This is a genomic window from Streptomyces griseocarneus (genome assembly GCF_014655595.1).
GTDB lineage: Bacteria > Actinomycetota > Actinomycetes > Streptomycetales > Streptomycetaceae > Streptomyces > Streptomyces griseocarneus.
This window is the reverse complement of record NZ_BNBL01000008.1, coordinates 56583-74018: the sequence shown is the minus strand read 5'-3', so window position 1 is coordinate 74018 and position 17436 is coordinate 56583. Positions and strand designations below refer to the sequence as shown.

The window sequence follows — 17436 nt, the reverse complement described above, 5'->3', positions numbered from 1 at the left end:
TGTGACCGAACTCATGACGGGGGCTCAGGCCTCGATGGCCACCGGGCCCGACTCCACGCGCTCGGCGTTGCGGCGCGTCTTGGCCCAGCCGTTGCGGCCCCGCAGCATGCGGGCGAACCCGCGGGCGGAGGCCGGGAAGAGGTGGTACGCGTACAGCCACAGTGCCAGCCCCCACAGCAGGGCGGTCAGCATCGACCGGTCGGACGCCCGGTCGCGGCGGTAGACCGGGCCCCACAGCACGAACGGCAGCACGGACACCACGGCCAGCGCCAGCACCAGCGGCCACAGGGCCAGCATGCCGCCGAAGGCCTCGCCCACGCCGTCCCGGGCGGCCGTGAGGCCGAGGAGGGCGAACATCACGGCGCACAGCGCGAGCGTGACCAGGTGGGCCACGGGCTGCAGGAAGGTGTAGAGCGTCTCCAGCACGCCCTTGCCGCCGTAGTGGCGGGAGGAGACGATGCGCGGCGCGTAGCGGACGCACTGCAGGTTGCCCTGGGCCCAGCGGGTGCGCTGGGTCAGGAAGCGGCGGCCGTGCGGCAGGCCCTCCTGGGAGACCCAGGTGTCGGCCATATGGGTTATCCGGTCACCGGTGAGGATCATGTGCAGGCCCAGCTCGTAGTCCTCCAGCAGCGCGCCGCGCTGCCAGGGGCGGCGCTCGGCGGCGGCTATGCGGTCGAGCGAGGACAGCCGGGTGAACTGGCCGTTGCCGCCGAGGCCCACGGAGCCGGTGCGGCCGCGCAGCAGCTGCATGCCGGCGTTGGAGACGGAGAACTCCATGTCCTGCATGCGCACCAGCAGGCGGGCGAAGGCGTTGCGGAGCCGGCCGGCGTCGGCCAGCGGCCGCGGGTCGTCGGTGTTGCGCATCCGGACGCTGACCTGCACGCCGCCGGTCTCCGGGTCGCCGAAGCCCTGCGGGCCGCTGACGCGGGCCAGGGCGTGCGGGTCGAGCTGCCCGTCGGCGTCGATGACGCACACCACGGCGCGCTCGCGGTCGGTGTCCTTGGACAGGAACTGGTTCAGCTCGTCGTACGCGGCGTTCAGGGCCGCGCCCTTGCCCTGGCGGGCGTGGGGGCGGTGCCGGCGGACGAGGTGGACGCGACGGTCCTCGTCGGCCAGCGCGGCCACGATCGCGCCGGTGCGGTCGTCGCTGTCGTCGTCGATGACCCACACGTGCGCACCCGGGTGGTCGGCGCGCAGCCGGCTCACGGTGGTGCCGACCACGGCCTCCTCGTCCCGGCAGGGCACGAAGAAGTGCCAGTCGAAGGCGTGCGGGTCGCCGTTCTCGACGGCGGGGCGGCGCGTGTACGCGTGCCGCGCGCCGGCCCAGTAGAGCAGGAAGCACAGCAGGAGGAAGAAGGGGAAGACGAGGAGGAAGGGACTGGAGAACATACGGGGGCGAGACTCCTGGAACGCGGGGGCGGGGCGGTACGGGCGGCTGGGCCGGGCGTTTTACGCCGCGGCAGCCAGTTGCCGCGGCGCGCCGATCGCGACCAGCAGCGTGACGATGCGGTCCGACGCGAGACCGTCGCCGAACGGGCTGGGAAGCGCCGCGAGGCGCTCCAGGCCCGCCGCACCCTCCGCGAGGCGGCGGCGCGCGGCCGCGCCGATGGCGGCGCCCGGCTCGACCAGGTCCGCGAAGTCCGCCATGGCCTCCGGCCGCTCCGTGGAGCGGCGGACGACCACCAGCGGGCGGCCCAGGACCGTGCACTCCTCCTGGATGCCGCCGGAGTCGGACACCAGCAGCGCGGAGTGGCGGGCCAGGGCGAGGAACTCGGAGTAGCCCAGGGGAGCGGTCACCGTGAGCGGGGCCAGCAGGTCCGTGAGGCCGGCGGCCTCCACGCGGGCCCGGGTGCGCGGGTGCAGCGGCAGCACGACCGGGCGGTCGGCGGCGGCGAGGGCGCCCAGCTCGCGCAGGATCGCCCGCAGCGCCTCGGCCGAGTCGGTGTTCTCGGGGCGGTGCACGGTGGCCAGGACGTAGCCGTCGGCCACGAGCCCGTGCCGGGCCAGGAGCGCGGCGCGCTCCCGCTCGCCGGGCAGCTGGTTGCGCACGGCCTCGACGACGGTGTTGCCGGTGACGGCGATGCGGGCGTCCTCGACGCCCTCGGCGAGCAGGTTCGCGCGGTTGTCCTCGGTGGCGGCGCACAGCACGTCGGCGATGCGGTCGATCAGGACCCGGTTGTGCTCCTCGGGCATGTTGCGGTCGTGGCTGCGCAGGCCCGCCTCGACGTGCACCAGGGGGATGCCGCGGGCGTTGGCGGCCAGGGCGCCGGCGAGGGCTGCGTTGGTGTCGCCCTGGACGACGACGGCCAGCGGCGGCTCGGCGGTGAAGAGCGCGTCGAGCTGGGCGAGGGCGGCGGATATCTGCACCGCGCGCGGCCGGCCGCCGACGCCGGTCAGGAAGGTCGGCTCGGGCAGGCCCAGCTCGGTCAGGAAGCGGCCCGACAGCTCCTCGTCGTAGTGCTGTCCGGTGTGCACCAGGTGGGCCGCAGGGCCCAGCAGGCGCACGAGGTCGGTGAGCTTGACCAGCTCGGGCCGGGTACCGAGGACGACGGCGACACTCCGCGGGGGCAGGGGCTGCACGAGGGACTCCTGGGGCTGCTGGCGTGTAGTGACAGCACCAGAGCCTGCGGTTCCCCGGTTGCCCTTCCGGGGGGCCTTCGGTTGCCGGACGGTTGCGACTCGATGATCGGTGACCTAGGTCCCGGCCGGGTCAGGGACCTTCGGCCCCCTGCCCGCCCGCCGCGCCGCCGCCCGGCCCGTCCGGCGCGCGGTAGCGGTAGCCCAGGCCGCGCACGGCCTCCAGCGGGTCGGCGGCCTCGTCCCCGGCGGCCTGGCGCAGCTTGCGCCGCAGCCGCAGCACCGCGAACTTCACCCGTTCCCGGCCCGTGCCCTCCGGGTCGTCCCACACCCGGTCGAGCAGCTGGTCGGTGGTGATCACCCGGCCCCGGTTGCGGACGAGCACCTGCAGCAGCCGGTACTCGATGTCGCTGAGCCGCGCCTCGTGCCCCTGCCAGACGGCCGAGCGCCGCTCGGGCACCAGCCGCAGCCCGTCGCCGCCGAAGGAGTCCCCCGCCCAGCGGGCGGGGGCGCTGCGCCGCAGCAGGGCCTCGACCCGGGCCAGCAGCTCGTCGTTGCCGAAGGGCTTGGGCAGGTAGTCGTCCGCGCCGGCGCGCAGTCCGCGCACGCGGTCGCTCTCGGCGCCGCGGGCGGTGAGCAGCAGGACGGGCAGGTCGCTCATGTCCCGGGTGCGCTCGAGCACCTCCCAGCCGTCGAGGCCGGGCAGCCCGATGTCCAGGAGCAGCAGGCCCGGCCGCTCGGCGAACAGCAGCCGCAGGGCCTCGCGGCCGTCGTCGGCGTGGGCCACCTCGTAGCCGGCGCGGGTGAGCAGGACGCGCAGGGCGAGGCCGAGGTCGGGATCGTCCTCCACGACGAGGATGCGGGTCATGCGGCCTCCGGGGCCGGTGTGCGGGTCATGCGCCCTCCCGGGCCGGGGTGGGGTTCACGCGCCCTCCCGGCCGGTGGCCGGCGGGCCCGCGATCGGCAGCCGGACGCGGAAGACGGCGCCTTCCCCCTCCCGGCCCCCGGCCGAGATGGCGCCGCCGTGCTGCTCGACGACGCTGCGGCCGATGGCCAGGCCCAGCCCCGTCCCGGGGTAGCCGCCGGAGCGGGCGTTGGACGCCCGTACGAAGCCGGTGAAGATCTCGTTCCGGGACTCCTCGGGGATGCCGATGCCGGTGTCGGCCACCTCGATGTCCCAGTACGGGCCGCGGGGCGCGGCCGTGACGGTGATCTCGCCGCCGGGCGGGGTGAACTTCGCGGCGTTCTCCAGCAGGTTGCCCAGCACGTGCCGCAGCCGGTGCCCGTCGCCGCGCAGGGCGGGGCCGCTCGCGCAGTCCAGCACGGCGAACAGCCCCGCCCGCTCGACCGCCCCCATCTGGTCCATGACGGCGTCCTGCAGCATCCGCGGTACGTCCACGGGGGTGAACTCCAGCTCCGGCCCGGAGGCCCGCAGGCGGGTGGTCAGCAGCAGGTCGGAGATCACGCGCTGCATCCGCCCGGCGTTGCGCCGGATGGCGTCGAGGAAGGAGGCCTGCTCGGCGGTGAGCGTGCCGAAGGCGGGGTCCGCCAGCAGCTCGCCGAAGCTGCTGATGGAGGTGAGCGGGGTGCGCAGCTCGTGGGAGGCGGCCGCGGTGAAGGTGTTGCGCTGCCGCGCCAGCTCCGTCAGCGCCCGGTTGTCGCGCTCCAGGTCGTGCTCGCGCCGCTTGGCGTCGCTGATGTCCGTGAACATCCACAGGGCGCCCAGGTACTCGCCGTCCTTGCGCAGCGGCTCGACCACGCGCCGGACGACGCGCCCGTCGCCCAGCGCGAGCTCGGCCACCCGGTGGACGTGCCGGCCGGGGGAGAGCCCCGCCCTGCCGTCCGCGCCGAACATGGCGGTGAACCGCCGGTTGACCGCCAGCACCTCGTCGGACGGGCTCTGCAGCACCGCGCCGGCCGGCAGCGCCTCCAGGACCGCCTGGAGCCGGTCCCGGTCCTCGGACCCCATGGCTCTCACCTGCCGAACGCCCGCCGGTCACTCGCCGGCCCGGCCGCGGAAGACTCACTCAACGGATCTTCCGGAAAAACCGTATGTCAAAGCGGATGCGCGCGCTCCCGATGTCCCGGCGGGTGCCCCCGGCCTCCGCGCGCCCCCGGTCCGTAGACTGGGCGCCGTGAGCGAGCGCCCCCTGAACGACGAAAACGGCGATATCGAACCCGGCGAACCCGGCGAAACCGGTCCGGCCGACCGGTTCGAGGAGATCGTCGAAGCCGAGACCGACCGCGACCCCGACCTTGCCGTGATCGAGGCCGGGAGCCGCACCCTGCGCACCCAGGGCGGCCCCCCGCAGGGCGACGGCGTGCCCGCCCGCCCGGAGGACCCCGAGGTGGACCGGGCGCTGCGCGAGGTGGAGGCCGAGCTCGCGGGCCGCTGGGGCGAGACCAAGCTGGACCCCTCGCTGGTCCGCATGGAAGCCCTGATGGACATCCTGGGCCAGCCGCAGCGCGCCTACCCCTCCATCCACATCACCGGCACCAACGGCAAGACCAGCACCGCCCGCATGATCGAGGCCCTCCTGGCCGCCTTCGACCTGCGCACCGGCCGCTACACCAGCCCGCACGTCCAGTCCGTCACCGAGCGCATCAGCCTGGACGGCGCCCCGATCGCCGCCGAGCGCTTCATCGAGACCTACCGCGACATCGAGCCGTACGTCCGGATGGTCGACGAGCGCGAGGAGCACCGCCTCTCCTTCTTCGAGGTGCTCACGGGCATGGCCTACGCGGCCTTCGCCGACGCCCCCGTCGACGTCGCCGTCGTCGAGGTCGGCATGGGCGGCACCTGGGACGCGACCAACGTCGTCGACGGCTCCGTCGCCGTCGTCACCCCCATCTCGCTCGACCACACCGACCGGCTCGGCTCCACCCCCGGCGACATCGCCGGCGAGAAGGCCGGGATCATCAAGTCCGGCGCCACCGTCGTGCTCGCCCAGCAGCCGGTGGACGCGGCCCAGGTGCTGCTCAAGCACGCCGTCGGCGTCGACGCCACGGTCGCCCGCGAGGGCATGGAGTTCGGCGTCACCGCCCGCGAGGTCGCCGTCGGCGGCCAGCTGCTGACCCTGCGCGGCCTCGGCGGCGACTACGAGGACCTCTTCCTCCCCCTCTACGGCGCCCACCAGGCGCACAACGCCGCCGTCGCGCTCGCCGCCGTCGAGGCGTTCTTCGGCATCGGCGCGCAGCACGCCCGCACGCTCGACATCGACACCGTCCGCCGCGCCTTCGCCTCCGTCACCTCGCCGGGCCGGCTGGAGGTCGTGCGCCGCAGCCCCACGGTCGTCCTCGACGCCGCGCACAACCCGGCGGGCGCCCGGGTCACCGCCGACGGCATCACCGAGGCCTTCGGCTTCAGCCGCCTCGTCGGCGTCGTCGGCACCAGCGCCGACAAGGACGTGCGCGGCGTGCTGGAGGCCTTCGAGCCGATCTTCGCCGAGGTCGTCGTCACCCGGAACTCCACCCCGCGCGCCATGGACGTCGACGAGCTCGCGGCACTGGCCGTCGAGGTCTTCGGCTCCGAGCGCGTCCAGGTCGAGCCGCGCCTGGACGACGCCCTCGAGGCCGCGATCACCCTCGCGGAGGAGGAGGGCGAGTACTCCGGCGCCGGCGTCCTGGTGACCGGCTCGGTGATCACGGTCGGCGAGGCCCGGCTGCTGTTGGGAAGGGGCTGACATGAGGACGCTGTGCGCGAGCACTCTGATCGGTGAATTCTTCGTCATCGGCTTCGCCGGCCTGGTGGCCATGCAGACCTCGGACCTGTCCACGGGCACGGTCTGGGCGGTCAGCGGCACGGCGATGGTGCTGAGCGTGCTGCTGTGCGGGATGCTCACGCGGCCGGGCGGCGTCCAGCTGGGCTGGGCGCTGCAGATCGGCCTGATCGCCAGCGGCCTGGTCGTCCCGATGATGTTCATCCTCGGCGCGGTCTTCGCCGGCCTGTGGTGGGCCTCGGTCCACTTCGGCCGCAAGGTCGACGAGGCGAAGGCGCGATTCGCCGCCGCGGCGGCTGACGCCGCGTAGAGCTCGGTTGTCGGTGCCGGGTGCTGTACTGGCCCGGCACCCGGACCGCTGCTCCGCGCAGGCGGAGGTGAGCCGCCCGACGTCGTTCAGCGCGGGCTGGTCGGCGATCTTGGTCCGGGTGCCCTTCCTGCGCCGCGCCCCTGTACCCTCTGGCCCACCACACTTGATTGCCTGCAAGGAGCCGCAGTATGAGCCAGCGCACCCTCGTCCTCCTCAAGCCGGACGCGGTCAAGCGGTCGTTGATCGGCGAGATCGTCGCCCGCATCGAGCGGAAGGCCGGCTGGACGATCAGCGCGCTGGAACTGCGCACCCTGGACCGCGCCACGCTCGAGCAGCACTACGCCGAGCACGTCGGCCGTGAGTTCTACGAGCCGCTGATGGGCTTCATGTCCTCCGGCCCGGTCGTCGCCATGGTCGTCGAGGGCGAGCGCGTGATCGAGGGCATCCGGGCGCTGGCGGGCCCGACCGACCCCATCTCGGCCGCTCCCGGCTCCATCCGTGGTGACTTCGGCACCATCACGCGCGAGAACCTCATCCACGCCTCGGACTCCGAGGAGTCCGCACAGCGGGAAATCAAGATTTTCTTTCCCGGCCTTGCCTGATAGCGGATCAGGGGAACATCCATTCTGATCAGGGGCGACCGATTTCTTTTCGGTCGCCCTCTGGCATATGCCGCGCCGAACGAGGGAACCTCTCACTCCGACACGACGTCACCATTACTGGGGGCAGCTCGTGTTCCGCCGACAATGGCGGAGGAACCCTCGCGCCACGTTCGAGTGGGCGAGACTACGATGAAGCTCCGCGCCCCGCAGCGCACCACACCTGCCGACCTCAAGTAAGCAATCGCTCAAACTGGGAAGGCCAGACGTATCCTCATGGGGAACAACATGTCGTTCATCGGCCGTGACATGGCTGTCGACCTCGGGACCGCCAACACGCTGGTGTACGTCAGAGGCCGCGGGATCGTCCTCAACGAGCCGTCAGTCGTCGCGATCAATACCAACACCGGTGGGATCCTCGCGGTCGGTGCCGAGGCCAAGAAGATGATCGGCCGGACCCCCGGCAACATCGTCGCGGTCCGCCCGCTCAAGGACGGAGTCATCGCCGACTTCGAGATCACCGAGCGGATGCTCCGCTACTTCATCCTCAAAATCCACAAGCGCCGCTGGATGGCCCGTCCGCGCGTCGTCGTCTGCGTGCCCTCCGGCATCACCGGGGTCGAGCGGCGTGCGGTGATCGAGGCCTCCACCCAGGCCGGCGCCCGGCAGGTGCACATCATCGAGGAGCCCATGGCCGCGGCCATCGGCTCGGGCCTGCCCGTCCACGAGGCGACCGGCAACATGGTCGTCGACATCGGCGGCGGCACCACCGAGGTCGCCGTGATCTCCCTCGGCGGCATCGTCACCGCGCAGTCCATCCGGGTCGCCGGCGACGAGCTCGACAACGCGATCATCCAGCACATCAAGAAGGAGTACTCCCTCCTGCTGGGCGAGCGCACCGCCGAACAAATCAAGATCACCATCGGCTCGGCCTACGACCTGGAGCAGGACGAGCACACCGAGATCCGCGGTCGTGACCTCGTCAGCGGCCTGCCCAAGACCGTCGTCATCTCGGCCGCCGAGGTCCGCAAGGCCATCGAGGAGCCCGTCAACTCCATCGTCGACGCGGTCAAGACCACCCTCGACAAGTGCCCGCCGGAGCTCTCCGGTGACGTGATGGACCGCGGAATCGTTCTCACCGGCGGCGGCGCCCTCCTGCGCGGCCTCGACGAGCGGCTGCGCCGCGAGACCGGCATGCCGATCCACATCGCCGAGGACCCGCTGGACTCCGTCGCCCTGGGTTCCGGCAAGTGCGTGGAGGAGTTCGAGGCCCTCCAGCAGGTGCTGGACGCCCAGCCCCGCCGGTAGGGCGCACGCCCCCGGCCCCCGGCGCGCCGATGGCGCCGGAACAACCTGATATACAGGCAGAACGCTTCCGATGACCGCCCGGTCCCGCAGCCGGGCGGTCCCACGAGAAGGGCCCGCCGCCGCACGTGAGGGACACACGAGAGAGCCGGCTGCTGCTGGTGCTGCTGATCGCGATCGCCTTCGCGCTGATCACGGTCGACATCCGTGGTGGTGAACAGTCCCCGCTCGACGGCCCCCGGCACGCGGCCGCCTCCGTCCTCGGCCCGGTGGAGGAGGGCGTGGCCGCCGCCGTCGACCCGGTCGGCGACGCCATCGCGGCCGTACGGGACTCGGGCGACCGCAGCAGCCGGATCTCCGCGCTCGAACGCGAGAACACCGCCCTCAAGCGGCGGCTGGGCAGCGACGACCGCAACCGCGGCCGGCTGCGCGAGCTGGACGCCATGCTCAAGACGGCCGGCCGGGGGCAGTACGGCATCAAGGGCGCCCAGGTCATCGCCATAGGAGCCGCGCAGGGCTTCTCCTGGACCGTCACCATCGACATCGGCAGCAACGACGGCATCCGCCGCGACATGACCGTGCTCAACGGCGACGGCCTCGTCGGGCGCGTCACCACCGTCGGCCCCTCCACCGCCACCGTCCTGCTCGCCAGCGACCCCAAGTTCACCGTCGGCACCCGCATGGAGAAGACCGGCGAGATCGGCTTCGCCGGCGGCCAGGGCGACCGCCTGCTGCGCGTCGAACTCCTCAACGGCAAGGCCGTCGTCCACGAGGGCGACCGCCTGGTCACCTTCGGCTCCAGCAGGGACAAGCCCTTCGTCGCGGGCGTTCCCGTCGGCGAGGTCACCCGCGTCGACCCCGCCGGCGGCGGGCTCACCCGCACCCTGCAGGTCCGCCCCTTCGTCGGCTTCAGCAAGCTCGACATCGTCGGCGTCGTCGTCGAGGCACCGCGCGAGGACCCGCGCGACACCGTCCTGCCGCCCAAGCCCGAGGCCCCCAAGCCCGCCCCCACCGTGACCGTCACCGTCACCCCCTCCCCGAGTGCCAAACCCCAGGACTGACCGATGCGCCTGAACCGGATCCTGCTCTCGGCCGTGCTCGTGATGGTGGCCCTCGTGGTGCAGGTGAGCGTCTTCGCCCGCCTCCACCTCCCCGGCGCCGTCCCCGACCTGCTGCTGCTCGTCGTCGTCGGCCTCGGCCTGGTCTACGGACACACCGCCGGCGCCCTCATCGGCTTCGGCGCGGGCCTGCTGGCCGACGTCGCCCCGCCCGCCGACCACGCCACCGGCCGCTACGCCCTCGTACTGTGCCTGATCGGCTATCTGGTGGGCCTGGCACGCCCGGAGAACGGCCAGCTGCGCTCGGCCACCGTGCCCATGCTGGCCGTCGTCGGCGCGGCCGTCGCCTCCACGCTGCTGTACGCGGGCGTCGGCTCCCTCGTCGGCGACACCGCGGCCCGCCACGTGGGCCTGACCGGACTGGTGTCCACCGCGGCGCTGTACGACCTGCTGCTGGCGCCCTTCACGGTGCCGCTGATCATGGCCATCGCCCGGCGGACGGTCGCCGACCCGCTCAGCGGCGACGGCACGGCCGTGGCGGCCACCGGCGACGGCGCGTACAAGCGCAGGTCCGGCGGCGGCTTCCGGGCGGGCCGGATGAGCCGCAGGAACCGCCTGGGCGGCCGGACGAGCCGGATGGGCGCCCAGCGCACCGGCCTCATGCCCCGGCCCCCGAAGAAGCTCAAGGGGGTCAAGCGGCTGTGAGCAACCTTCCGGAGACCGGGCGGACCTCGCGCATCACGATCCGGCTGGTCGTCATCCAGATCCTCGTCTTCTCGCTGCTGCTCACCCTCGGCGGCCGCCTGTGGTACCTGCAGATCCGCAACGGCGACCAGTACACCGCCGAGGCCGCCGACAACCACATCCAGCAGGTCGTCGCCCCCGCCACCCGCGGCTCGATCCTCGACGCCCGCGGCGTGCCGCTGGCCGACAACGAGACCCGCCTGGTGGTCTCCGCCAGCCGCACCGACCTGATGAAGATGAAGGACAGGGGCAGGGCCGTCATGGCCCGCCTGGCCGGGGTCCTGGGCCTCAAGCCCGAGGAGGTCGCCGCCAAGGTCCGGCTGTGCGACGCCAAGACCCCCAAGCCCTGCTGGGCCGGCTCGCCCTACCAGCCCATCCCCATCACCGACGAGGCCACCACCCAGCAGGCGCTGCAGATCCGCGAGCGCCAGGAGGACTTCCCCGGCATCACCGCCGAGCCCACGGCCGTGCGCCGCTACGCCGGCCCGGGCGGCTCCAACACCGCCCAGGTCCTCGGCTACCTCTCGCCCGTCACCGACGAGGAGATCGCCAAGGCCAAGAACGGCCGCTCCCCGCTGCTGCGTTCCGACCAGATCGGCCGCTCGGGGCTCGAGCGGCAGTACGACACCGAGCTGCGCGGCAAGGCCGGCGTCACCCGCTACGAGGTCGACAACCTCGGCCGCGTCATCGGCAAGGCCAAGAGCGACAAGGCCGTCCCCGGCGCCAACATCGTCACCAGCATCGACGCCCGCGTGCAGGCCATAGCGGAACGCGAGCTGGACCAGGCGATGAAGGACGCCCGCAAGGAGATCGACCGGAACACCGGCGTCCCCTACAAGGCCGACTCCGGCGCCGTCGTGGTGCTGGAGTCCAAGACCGGGCGCGTGGTCTCCATGGCCTCCAACCCCACCTACGACCCCAACGCCTGGGTGGGCGGCATCTCGGCCAAGGACTACCAGGACCTCACCGGCAAGGACTCCGACTACCCGCTGCTCAACCGCGCCATCCAGGGCCAGGCCGCCCCCGGCTCCATCTTCAAGGTCATCTCGACCACGGCGGCCGTCAACGCCGGCTACGACTTCAACGGCAGCTACAACTGCTCCAGCGCGTACAACATCGGCGGCCAGGTCTTCAAGAACTTCGAGTCCAAGGGCTACGGGGCCATCAACCTCGGCCGGGCGCTCGAGGTCTCCTGCGACACCGTCTTCTACGACCTGGCCTACCGCCAGTGGCAGAAGGACGGCGGCAACAAGCCCAAGCACCCCGCCGACTGGTTCTACAAGACCGCCCACCAGTTCGGGCTCGCCAAGGAGACCGGCATCGACCTGCCCAACGAGGTCCGCGGCCGCGTCCCCGACCGCGAGTGGAAGAAGTCGTACTGGGAGGCCAACAAGGACACCTGGTGCAAGCAGGGCGGCAAGGACGACAGCTACGCCGGGAAGATCGCCAAGGAGAACTGCGAGTCGGGCATGCGGATGCGCGCCGGTGACTCCGTCAACTACTCCATCGGCCAGGGCGACACCCTCGTCACCCCCATCCAGATGGCCACCATCTACGCCGCCATCAGCAACGGCGGCACCCTCTACAACCCCACCGTCGGCAAGGCGGTCGTCAGCCCCGACGGCAGGCGCGTCCACGAGATCAAGCCCACCTCCCACGGCAAACTGCCGTTCGAGGGCAGGACGCGGGACCAGATCGACGACGCCCTCGCCGGCGTCGCCACCCGGGGCACCGCCGCCTGGCGGTTCGAGGGCTGGCCGCAGAAAGAGATCCCCATGCACGCCAAGACCGGCACCGCCGAGGTCTACGGCAAGCAGACCACCTCGTGGATCGCCACCTACACCGCCGACTACACGATCATCATGACGATCTCCCAGGGCGGCACCGGCTCCGGCGCCTCCGGCCCCGCCGTCCGCAAGATCTACAACGCCCTCTACGGAGTCGACGAGAAGGGCAAGATCGACGCCAAGAAGGCCCTGCTCCCGCACCCCGAGAGCAAGCTGCCGAAGATCGAGAAGGACGGCACCATCGAGGCCCAGCCCATCGCCTCGCCCACGCCCACCCCCTCGGCCTCCGCGTCGGACGGCTCCTCGGCCCCGCCCTCGGAGGCCCCGTCCTCGGATGCGCCGGCCTCGCCGGAGCAGTCCCCGTCCCGGAAGGAGGACGACGACCGGTGAGCAGCACCACCGGCGGCTACCCCGTACGCCGCTTCAGCCCCGAGCGCGGCACCTGGTCCCGCCTGACCGCCCGCGACTCCGTCCTGCGCCGCCTGGACTGGGTCATGCTGCTCGCCGCCCTCGCCCTGTCCGGCATCGGCACCCTGCTCGTGTACTCCGCCACCCGCAACCGCACCGAGCTCAACCAGGGCGACCCGTACTACTTCCTGCTGCGCAACCTGCTCAACACCGGCATCGGCCTCGCCCTCGCCGTGGGCGCGGTCTGGCTCGGCCACCGGGCGCTGCGCGGTGCCGTCCCCATCCTCTACGGCATCTCCGTGCTGTTCATCCTCGCCGTGCTCACCCCGCTCGGCGCGACCATCAACGGCGCCCGTTCCTGGATCCAGCTCGGCGGCGGCTTCTCCATCCAGCCCTCCGAGTTCACGAAGATCACCATCACGCTGGGCATGGCGATGCTGCTGGCCGGCAAGGTCGACGCCGGCGACCGGCGGCAGCCCGACCACCGCACCGTCATGGAGGCCCTCGCCCTCGCCGCCCTGCCCATCGTGATCATCCTGCTGATGCCGGACCTCGGCTCGGTCATGGTCCTGGTGATCATCGTGCTCGCCGTGCTGCTGTCCTCCGGCGCCTCCAACCGCTGGATCGCGGGGCTCATCGGCACCGGCGTCCTCGGCTGCGTCCTCGTCTGGCAGCTCGGCGTCCTCGACGAGTACCAGATCAACCGCTTCGCCGCCTTCGCCAACCCCGCCCTCGACCCGGCCGGCGTCGGCTACAACACCAACCAGGCCCGCATCGCCATCGGCTCCGGCGGCCTCACCGGCTCCGGCCTCTTCCACGGCTCCCAGACCACCGGCCAGTTCGTCCCCGAACAGCAGACCGACTTCATCTTCACCGTGGCCGGCGAGGAACTCGGCTTCGTCGGCGCCGGCGCCATCATCGTCCTGCTGGGCGTGGTCCTGTGGCGCGCCTGCCGCATCGCCCGCGAGACCACCGAGCTCTACGGCACCATCGTGGCCGCCGGGATCATCGCCTGGTTCGCCTTCCAGAGCTTCGAGAACATCGGCATGACGCTGGGCATCATGCCCGTCACCGGCCTGCCGCTGCCCTTCGTCTCCTACGGAGGCTCCTCCATGTTCGCGGCCTGGATAGCGGTCGGCCTCCTCCAGTCGATCAAGGCCCAGCGTTCCATGTCCGCCTAGGGACACGCCCTAGGTCGCAAAACGACCTGGTCGACCCGGCATCCGCGCATTAGATTCGGCTTCATGGCGGACACCGTGAGGGAGAACGAGCGGAAGTACGAAGCCACAGCCGGCGTCGGCGGCACGGACCTGCTCCCCGACCTGAGCGCGGCCGCGCCCGTCGCGACCGTCACCGACCGCAGCACGGCCGAACTCGACGCCGTCTACTACGACACCGCCGACCACCGCCTCGCCGCGGCCGGCATCACCCTCCGCCGCCGCACCGGCGGCGGCGACGCCGGCTGGCACGTCAAACTGCCGGTCGCCCCGGGCGTGCGGGACGAGTTCCACGCCCCCCTGAGCACCAATGTCCCCCGCACGCTCGCGGCCCTCGTCCGCTCCCGCACCCGCGGCGTCCCGCTGGCGCCGCTGATACGCATCGAAACCCGCCGCGACGTGCGGCACCTGCTCGACGAACACGGCACGCTGCTGGCCGAGGCCAGCACGGACGACGTCAGGGCCACCCTCCTGACCGGCACCGGAGGAACCGCCTCCTGGACCGAGGTCGAGGTCGAACTCGCCCCGGACGGCGACCCCGCCCTGCTCGACACCCTCGAACCGCACCTGCGCGCGGCCGGCCTGCGCCCGTCGAAGGCACCGAGCAAACTCGCCCGGGCGCTGGCCGAGACCGGCCAGGCCGTCCCGGCACCGGAGGCCGCACCGCCCTCCCGGAAGGCCGACGCCGGCGACCACGTCCTCGCCTTCCTCCGCGAACAGGCCGAAGCCGTCGCCGCCCTCGACCCCGGCGCCCGCCGCGGCACGGAGGACGCCGTCCACCAGATGCGCGTCGCCACCCGCCGGCTGCGCAGCGCCTTCCGCACGTACCGCAAGGTCCTCGACCGCCGGGTCACCGACCCGATCGGCGAGGAACTGAAGTGGCTCGCCTCCGAACTCGGCGTCGACCGCGACCGCGAAGTCCTCGCCGAACGACTGAACGAGCGCCTCGACGAGGTGCCGCACGACCTGGTGCGCGGGCCCGTCCGCGCCCGGCTGCGCACCTGGTCCACCGACGGCCGCACCGGCTCCCGCCGCCACCTGACCGCCGTCCTCGACAGCAAGCGCTACCTGCTCCTCCTCGAGACCCTCACCGCCCTCCTCGCCGACCCGCCCCTGCTCCCCGCGGCCGCCCACCCGGCACGCCAGGTCCTGGCCAAGGCCGTGCTCTCCGACTACGCACGCCTCGCCGGCCGGGTCGACCACGCCCTGGCCATCCTGTCCGCGTCCCCGGAGACGGACACGGCTACGGGCTCCGAGCGCGACACCGCCCTGCACGACGCCCGCAAGGCCGCCAAGCGCGCCCGGTACGGCGCCGAGGCGGCGACACCCGCCCTGGGCAAGGCCGCCAAGCGCTTCGCCAAGCGGATGAAGGCCGTCCAGACGCTGCTGGGCGACCACCAGGACAGCGTCATGGCCCGCACCGCCCTGTGCGCCATCGCCGCCGACGCGGAGGCCGCGGGGGAGTCCGCCTTCACGTTCGGGGTGCTGTACGGGCGCGAGGAACAGTGCGCGGAACGCGACGAGCGGGAGTTCCCGGCCCTGTGGGCGAAGGCGTCGGACCCGCGGTGGCGGAAGGGACTGGGGACGTGACCGGCCCCCTCGCCGCGCCCGCGGGGGCGGGCAAGATCGCGTGCGAGGGGCGATTCGCGGCACGTTACGCTTGAGAGTCGCCCTTTGCCCGCTCACGAAGGTTCGCCCCAGATGACTGCCGAATCGGTCTTCCCACAGCTCGAGGCCCTGCTCCCGCATGTGCAGAAGCCCATCCAGTACGTCGGCGGAGAGCTGAACTCCACCGTCAAGCCCTGGGACGAATGCGACGTCCGCTGGTGTCTGATGTACCCGGACGCCTACGAGGTCGGGCTGCCCAACCAGGGCGTCATGATCCTGTACGAGGTCCTCAACGAGCGCGAGGGCGTCCTCGCCGAGCGCACGTACAGCGTGTGGCCGGACCTCGAGGAGCTCATGCGTGAGCACAAGGTGCCGCAGTTCACGGTGGACGCGCACAGGCCCGTCAAGGCGTTCGACGTCTTCGGCCTGAGCTTCTCCACCGAGCTGGGCTACACCAACATGCTCACGGCCCTGGACCTCGCCGGCATCCCGATGGAGTCCAAGGACCGCACCATCGACGACCCGATCGTCCTGGCCGGCGGTCACGCGGCGTTCAACCCCGAGCCCATCGCGGACTTCATCGACTGCGCGGTGATCGGCGACGGCGAGCAGGCGGTCCTGGAGATCACCGAGATCATCCGGGCCTGGAAGGCCGAGGGCCGTCCCGGCGGGCGTGACGAGCTGCTGCTGCGCCTGGCGAAGACGGGCGGCGTGTACGTCCCGCGCTTCTACGACGTCGAGTACCTCGCCGACGGCCGTATCGGCCGTGTCGTCCCGAACCGCTCCGGCGTGCCGTGGCGCGTGTCCAAGCACACCGTCATGGACCTCGACGAGTGGCCGTACCCCAAGCAGCCGCTGGTCCCGCTCGCGGAGACCGTTCACGAGCGGATGTCGGTGGAGATCTTCCGCGGTTGCACGCGCGGTTGCCGTTTCTGCCAGGCCGGCATGATCACGCGCCCCGTGCGGGAGCGAAGCATCACCGGCATCGGCGAGATGGTGGACAAGGGCCTCAAGGCGACCGGCTTCGAGGAGGTCGGCCTGCTGTCGCTGTCCTCCGCCGACCACACCGAGATCGGCGACATCGCCAAGGGCCTGGCCGACCGGTACGAAGAGGACAAGATCGGTCTGTCCCTGCCCTCGACCCGAGTCGACGCGTTCAACGTCGATCTCGCGAACGAGCTGACCCGCAACGGCCGCCGTTCCGGTCTGACGTTCGCCCCCGAGGGCGGCTCCGAGCGCATGCGCAAGGTCATCAACAAGATGGTCTCGGAAGAGGACCTCATCCGGACCGTCGCCACGGCCTACGGCAACGGCTGGCGCCAGGTGAAGCTGTACTTCATGTGCGGCCTGCCGACCGAGACCGACGAGGACGTGCTGCAGATCGCCGACATGGCGATGAACGTGATCCAGAAGGGTCGCGAGGTGTCGAGGTCCAACGACATCCGCTGCACCGTCTCCATCGGCGGCTTCGTGCCCAAGCCGCACACCCCCTTCCAGTGGGCGCCGCAGCTCTCCGCCGAGGAGACCGACGCCCGCCTGGAGAAGCTGCGCGACAAGATCCGCGGCGACAAGAAGTACGGCCGTTCGATCGGCTTCCGCTACCACGACGGCAAGCCCGGCATCATCGAGGGCCTGCTCTCGCGCGGCGACCGCCGCGTCGGCGCGGTCATCCGGGCGGTCTACGAGGACGGCGGCCGTTTCGACGGCTGGCGCGAGCACTTCAGCTACGACCGCTGGATGAAGTGCGCCGAGCAGGCGCTGCCCGAGCAGGGCGTGGACCTCGCCTGGTACACGACGCGCGAGCGCACGTACGAGGAGGTCCTGCCCTGGGACCACCTGGACTCCGGTCTGGACAAGGACTGGCTCTGGGAGGACTGGCAGGACGCGCTCGACGAGACCGAGGTCGAGGACTGCCGCTGGACGCCGTGCTTCGACTGCGGCGTCTGCCCGCAGATGGACACCTCGATCCAGATCGGCCCGACGGGCAAGAAGCTTCTGCCGCTGAGCGTCGTCAAGTAGCACGTTCGTTCAGGTGAGGGCCCTGCCGGGTTGGCAGGGCCCTCACTGCACGTACGCTAGGTAGCAGTACGACCGCACTCACGAA

General features: G+C 72.0%; 14 protein-coding genes. 10 read left to right on the top strand and 4 right to left on the bottom strand.

Annotation, left to right across the window (positions count from 1 at the left end; all coding sequences use genetic code 11):
- Nucleotides 1–24 precede the first annotated feature (24 nt).
- The 4 genes from IE295_RS20765 to IE295_RS20750 form a co-directional block, all read right to left on the bottom strand.
- Nucleotides 25–1389, bottom strand: coding sequence for an XrtP-associated glycosyltransferase (locus IE295_RS20765; protein ID WP_190065217.1), 1365 nt, complete (start codon nucleotides 1387–1389; stop codon nucleotides 25–27).
- A gap of 60 nt (nucleotides 1390–1449) precedes the next feature.
- Entirely contained in the window at nucleotides 1450–2580 is a 1131-nt protein-coding gene (gene wecB, locus IE295_RS20760) for a non-hydrolyzing UDP-N-acetylglucosamine 2-epimerase (RefSeq protein WP_190065216.1), read from the bottom strand.
- Between the two features lie 130 nt (nucleotides 2581–2710).
- Entirely contained in the window at nucleotides 2711–3445 is a 735-nt protein-coding gene (locus IE295_RS20755) for a response regulator transcription factor (protein WP_190065215.1), read from the bottom strand.
- Between the two features lie 54 nt (nucleotides 3446–3499).
- Nucleotides 3500–4546, bottom strand: a complete 1047-nt coding sequence (locus tag IE295_RS20750) for a sensor histidine kinase (protein WP_190065214.1) — start codon at nucleotides 4544–4546, stop codon at nucleotides 3500–3502.
- Nucleotides 4547–4712: 166 nt separating this feature from the next.
- On the opposite strand from IE295_RS20750, the gene folC reads away from it, so the two are divergent.
- The 10 genes from folC to IE295_RS20700 all read left to right on the top strand — a co-directional run bounded on the left by folC (nucleotide 4713) and on the right by IE295_RS20700 (nucleotide 17351).
- Entirely contained in the window at nucleotides 4713–6260 is a 1548-nt protein-coding gene (gene folC / locus IE295_RS20745; RefSeq protein ID WP_190065213.1) for a bifunctional tetrahydrofolate synthase/dihydrofolate synthase, read from the top strand.
- Between the two features lies 1 nt (nucleotide 6261).
- On the top strand, nucleotides 6262–6606 hold the full coding sequence (locus IE295_RS20740; RefSeq protein WP_190065212.1) for a DUF4233 domain-containing protein: 345 nt from the start codon (nucleotides 6262–6264) through the stop codon (nucleotides 6604–6606).
- A gap of 188 nt (nucleotides 6607–6794) precedes the next feature.
- Nucleotides 6795–7208 carry a nucleoside-diphosphate kinase gene (ndk, locus tag IE295_RS20735; RefSeq protein ID WP_190065211.1) on the top strand — a complete coding sequence of 138 codons (414 nt, stop codon included), beginning with the start codon at nucleotides 6795–6797 and terminating at the stop codon, nucleotides 7206–7208.
- A gap of 285 nt (nucleotides 7209–7493) precedes the next feature.
- Nucleotides 7494–8513, top strand: a complete 1020-nt coding sequence (locus tag IE295_RS20730; protein WP_004950903.1) for a rod shape-determining protein — start codon at nucleotides 7494–7496, stop codon at nucleotides 8511–8513.
- A gap of 125 nt (nucleotides 8514–8638) precedes the next feature.
- Nucleotides 8639–9571 carry a rod shape-determining protein MreC gene (mreC, locus tag IE295_RS20725; RefSeq protein ID WP_190065210.1) on the top strand — a complete coding sequence of 311 codons (933 nt, stop codon included), beginning with the start codon at nucleotides 8639–8641 and terminating at the stop codon, nucleotides 9569–9571.
- Between the two features lie 3 nt (nucleotides 9572–9574).
- Nucleotides 9575–10273, top strand: a complete 699-nt coding sequence (mreD, locus tag IE295_RS20720; RefSeq protein ID WP_190065209.1) for a rod shape-determining protein MreD — start codon at nucleotides 9575–9577, stop codon at nucleotides 10271–10273.
- Nucleotides 10270–12489 carry a penicillin-binding protein 2 gene (gene mrdA / locus IE295_RS20715; protein ID WP_190065208.1) on the top strand — a complete coding sequence of 740 codons (2220 nt, stop codon included), beginning with the start codon at nucleotides 10270–10272 and terminating at the stop codon, nucleotides 12487–12489. The genes mreD and mrdA overlap by 4 nt, the downstream gene beginning before the upstream one ends.
- A complete protein-coding gene (rodA, locus tag IE295_RS20710) occupies nucleotides 12486–13688 on the top strand; it encodes a rod shape-determining protein RodA (RefSeq protein ID WP_190065207.1) in 1203 nt (400 codons plus the stop codon). The genes mrdA and rodA overlap by 4 nt, the downstream gene beginning before the upstream one ends.
- Before the next feature lie 63 nt (nucleotides 13689–13751).
- Complete coding sequence (locus tag IE295_RS20705) at nucleotides 13752–15314, top strand: CYTH and CHAD domain-containing protein (protein WP_190065206.1); 1563 nt, start codon at nucleotides 13752–13754, stop codon at nucleotides 15312–15314.
- 111 nt (nucleotides 15315–15425) lie between these two features.
- Nucleotides 15426–17351 (top strand): TIGR03960 family B12-binding radical SAM protein, encoded by a 1926-nt coding sequence (locus IE295_RS20700; RefSeq protein ID WP_190065205.1) that lies wholly within the window; start codon nucleotides 15426–15428, stop codon nucleotides 17349–17351.
- Nucleotides 17352–17436 lie beyond the last annotated feature (85 nt).

Coding starts and splice junctions, on each gene's coding strand:
- IE295_RS20765 (WP_190065217.1), bottom strand. CDS start 1,389: ATGTTCTCCAGTCCCTTCCTCCTCGTCTTCCCCTTCTTCCTCCTGCTG.
- IE295_RS20755 (WP_190065215.1), bottom strand. CDS start 3,445: ATGACCCGCATCCTCGTCGTGGAGGACGATCCCGACCTCGGCCTCGCC.
- IE295_RS20750 (WP_190065214.1), bottom strand. CDS start 4,546: ATGGGGTCCGAGGACCGGGACCGGCTCCAGGCGGTCCTGGAGGCGCTG.
- IE295_RS20740 (WP_190065212.1), top strand. CDS start 6,262: ATGAGGACGCTGTGCGCGAGCACTCTGATCGGTGAATTCTTCGTCATC.
- ndk (WP_190065211.1), top strand. CDS start 6,795: ATGAGCCAGCGCACCCTCGTCCTCCTCAAGCCGGACGCGGTCAAGCGG.
- IE295_RS20730 (WP_004950903.1), top strand. CDS start 7,494: ATGTCGTTCATCGGCCGTGACATGGCTGTCGACCTCGGGACCGCCAAC.
- mreD (WP_190065209.1), top strand. CDS start 9,575: ATGCGCCTGAACCGGATCCTGCTCTCGGCCGTGCTCGTGATGGTGGCC.
- IE295_RS20705 (WP_190065206.1), top strand. CDS start 13,752: ATGGCGGACACCGTGAGGGAGAACGAGCGGAAGTACGAAGCCACAGCC.
- IE295_RS20700 (WP_190065205.1), top strand. CDS start 15,426: ATGACTGCCGAATCGGTCTTCCCACAGCTCGAGGCCCTGCTCCCGCAT.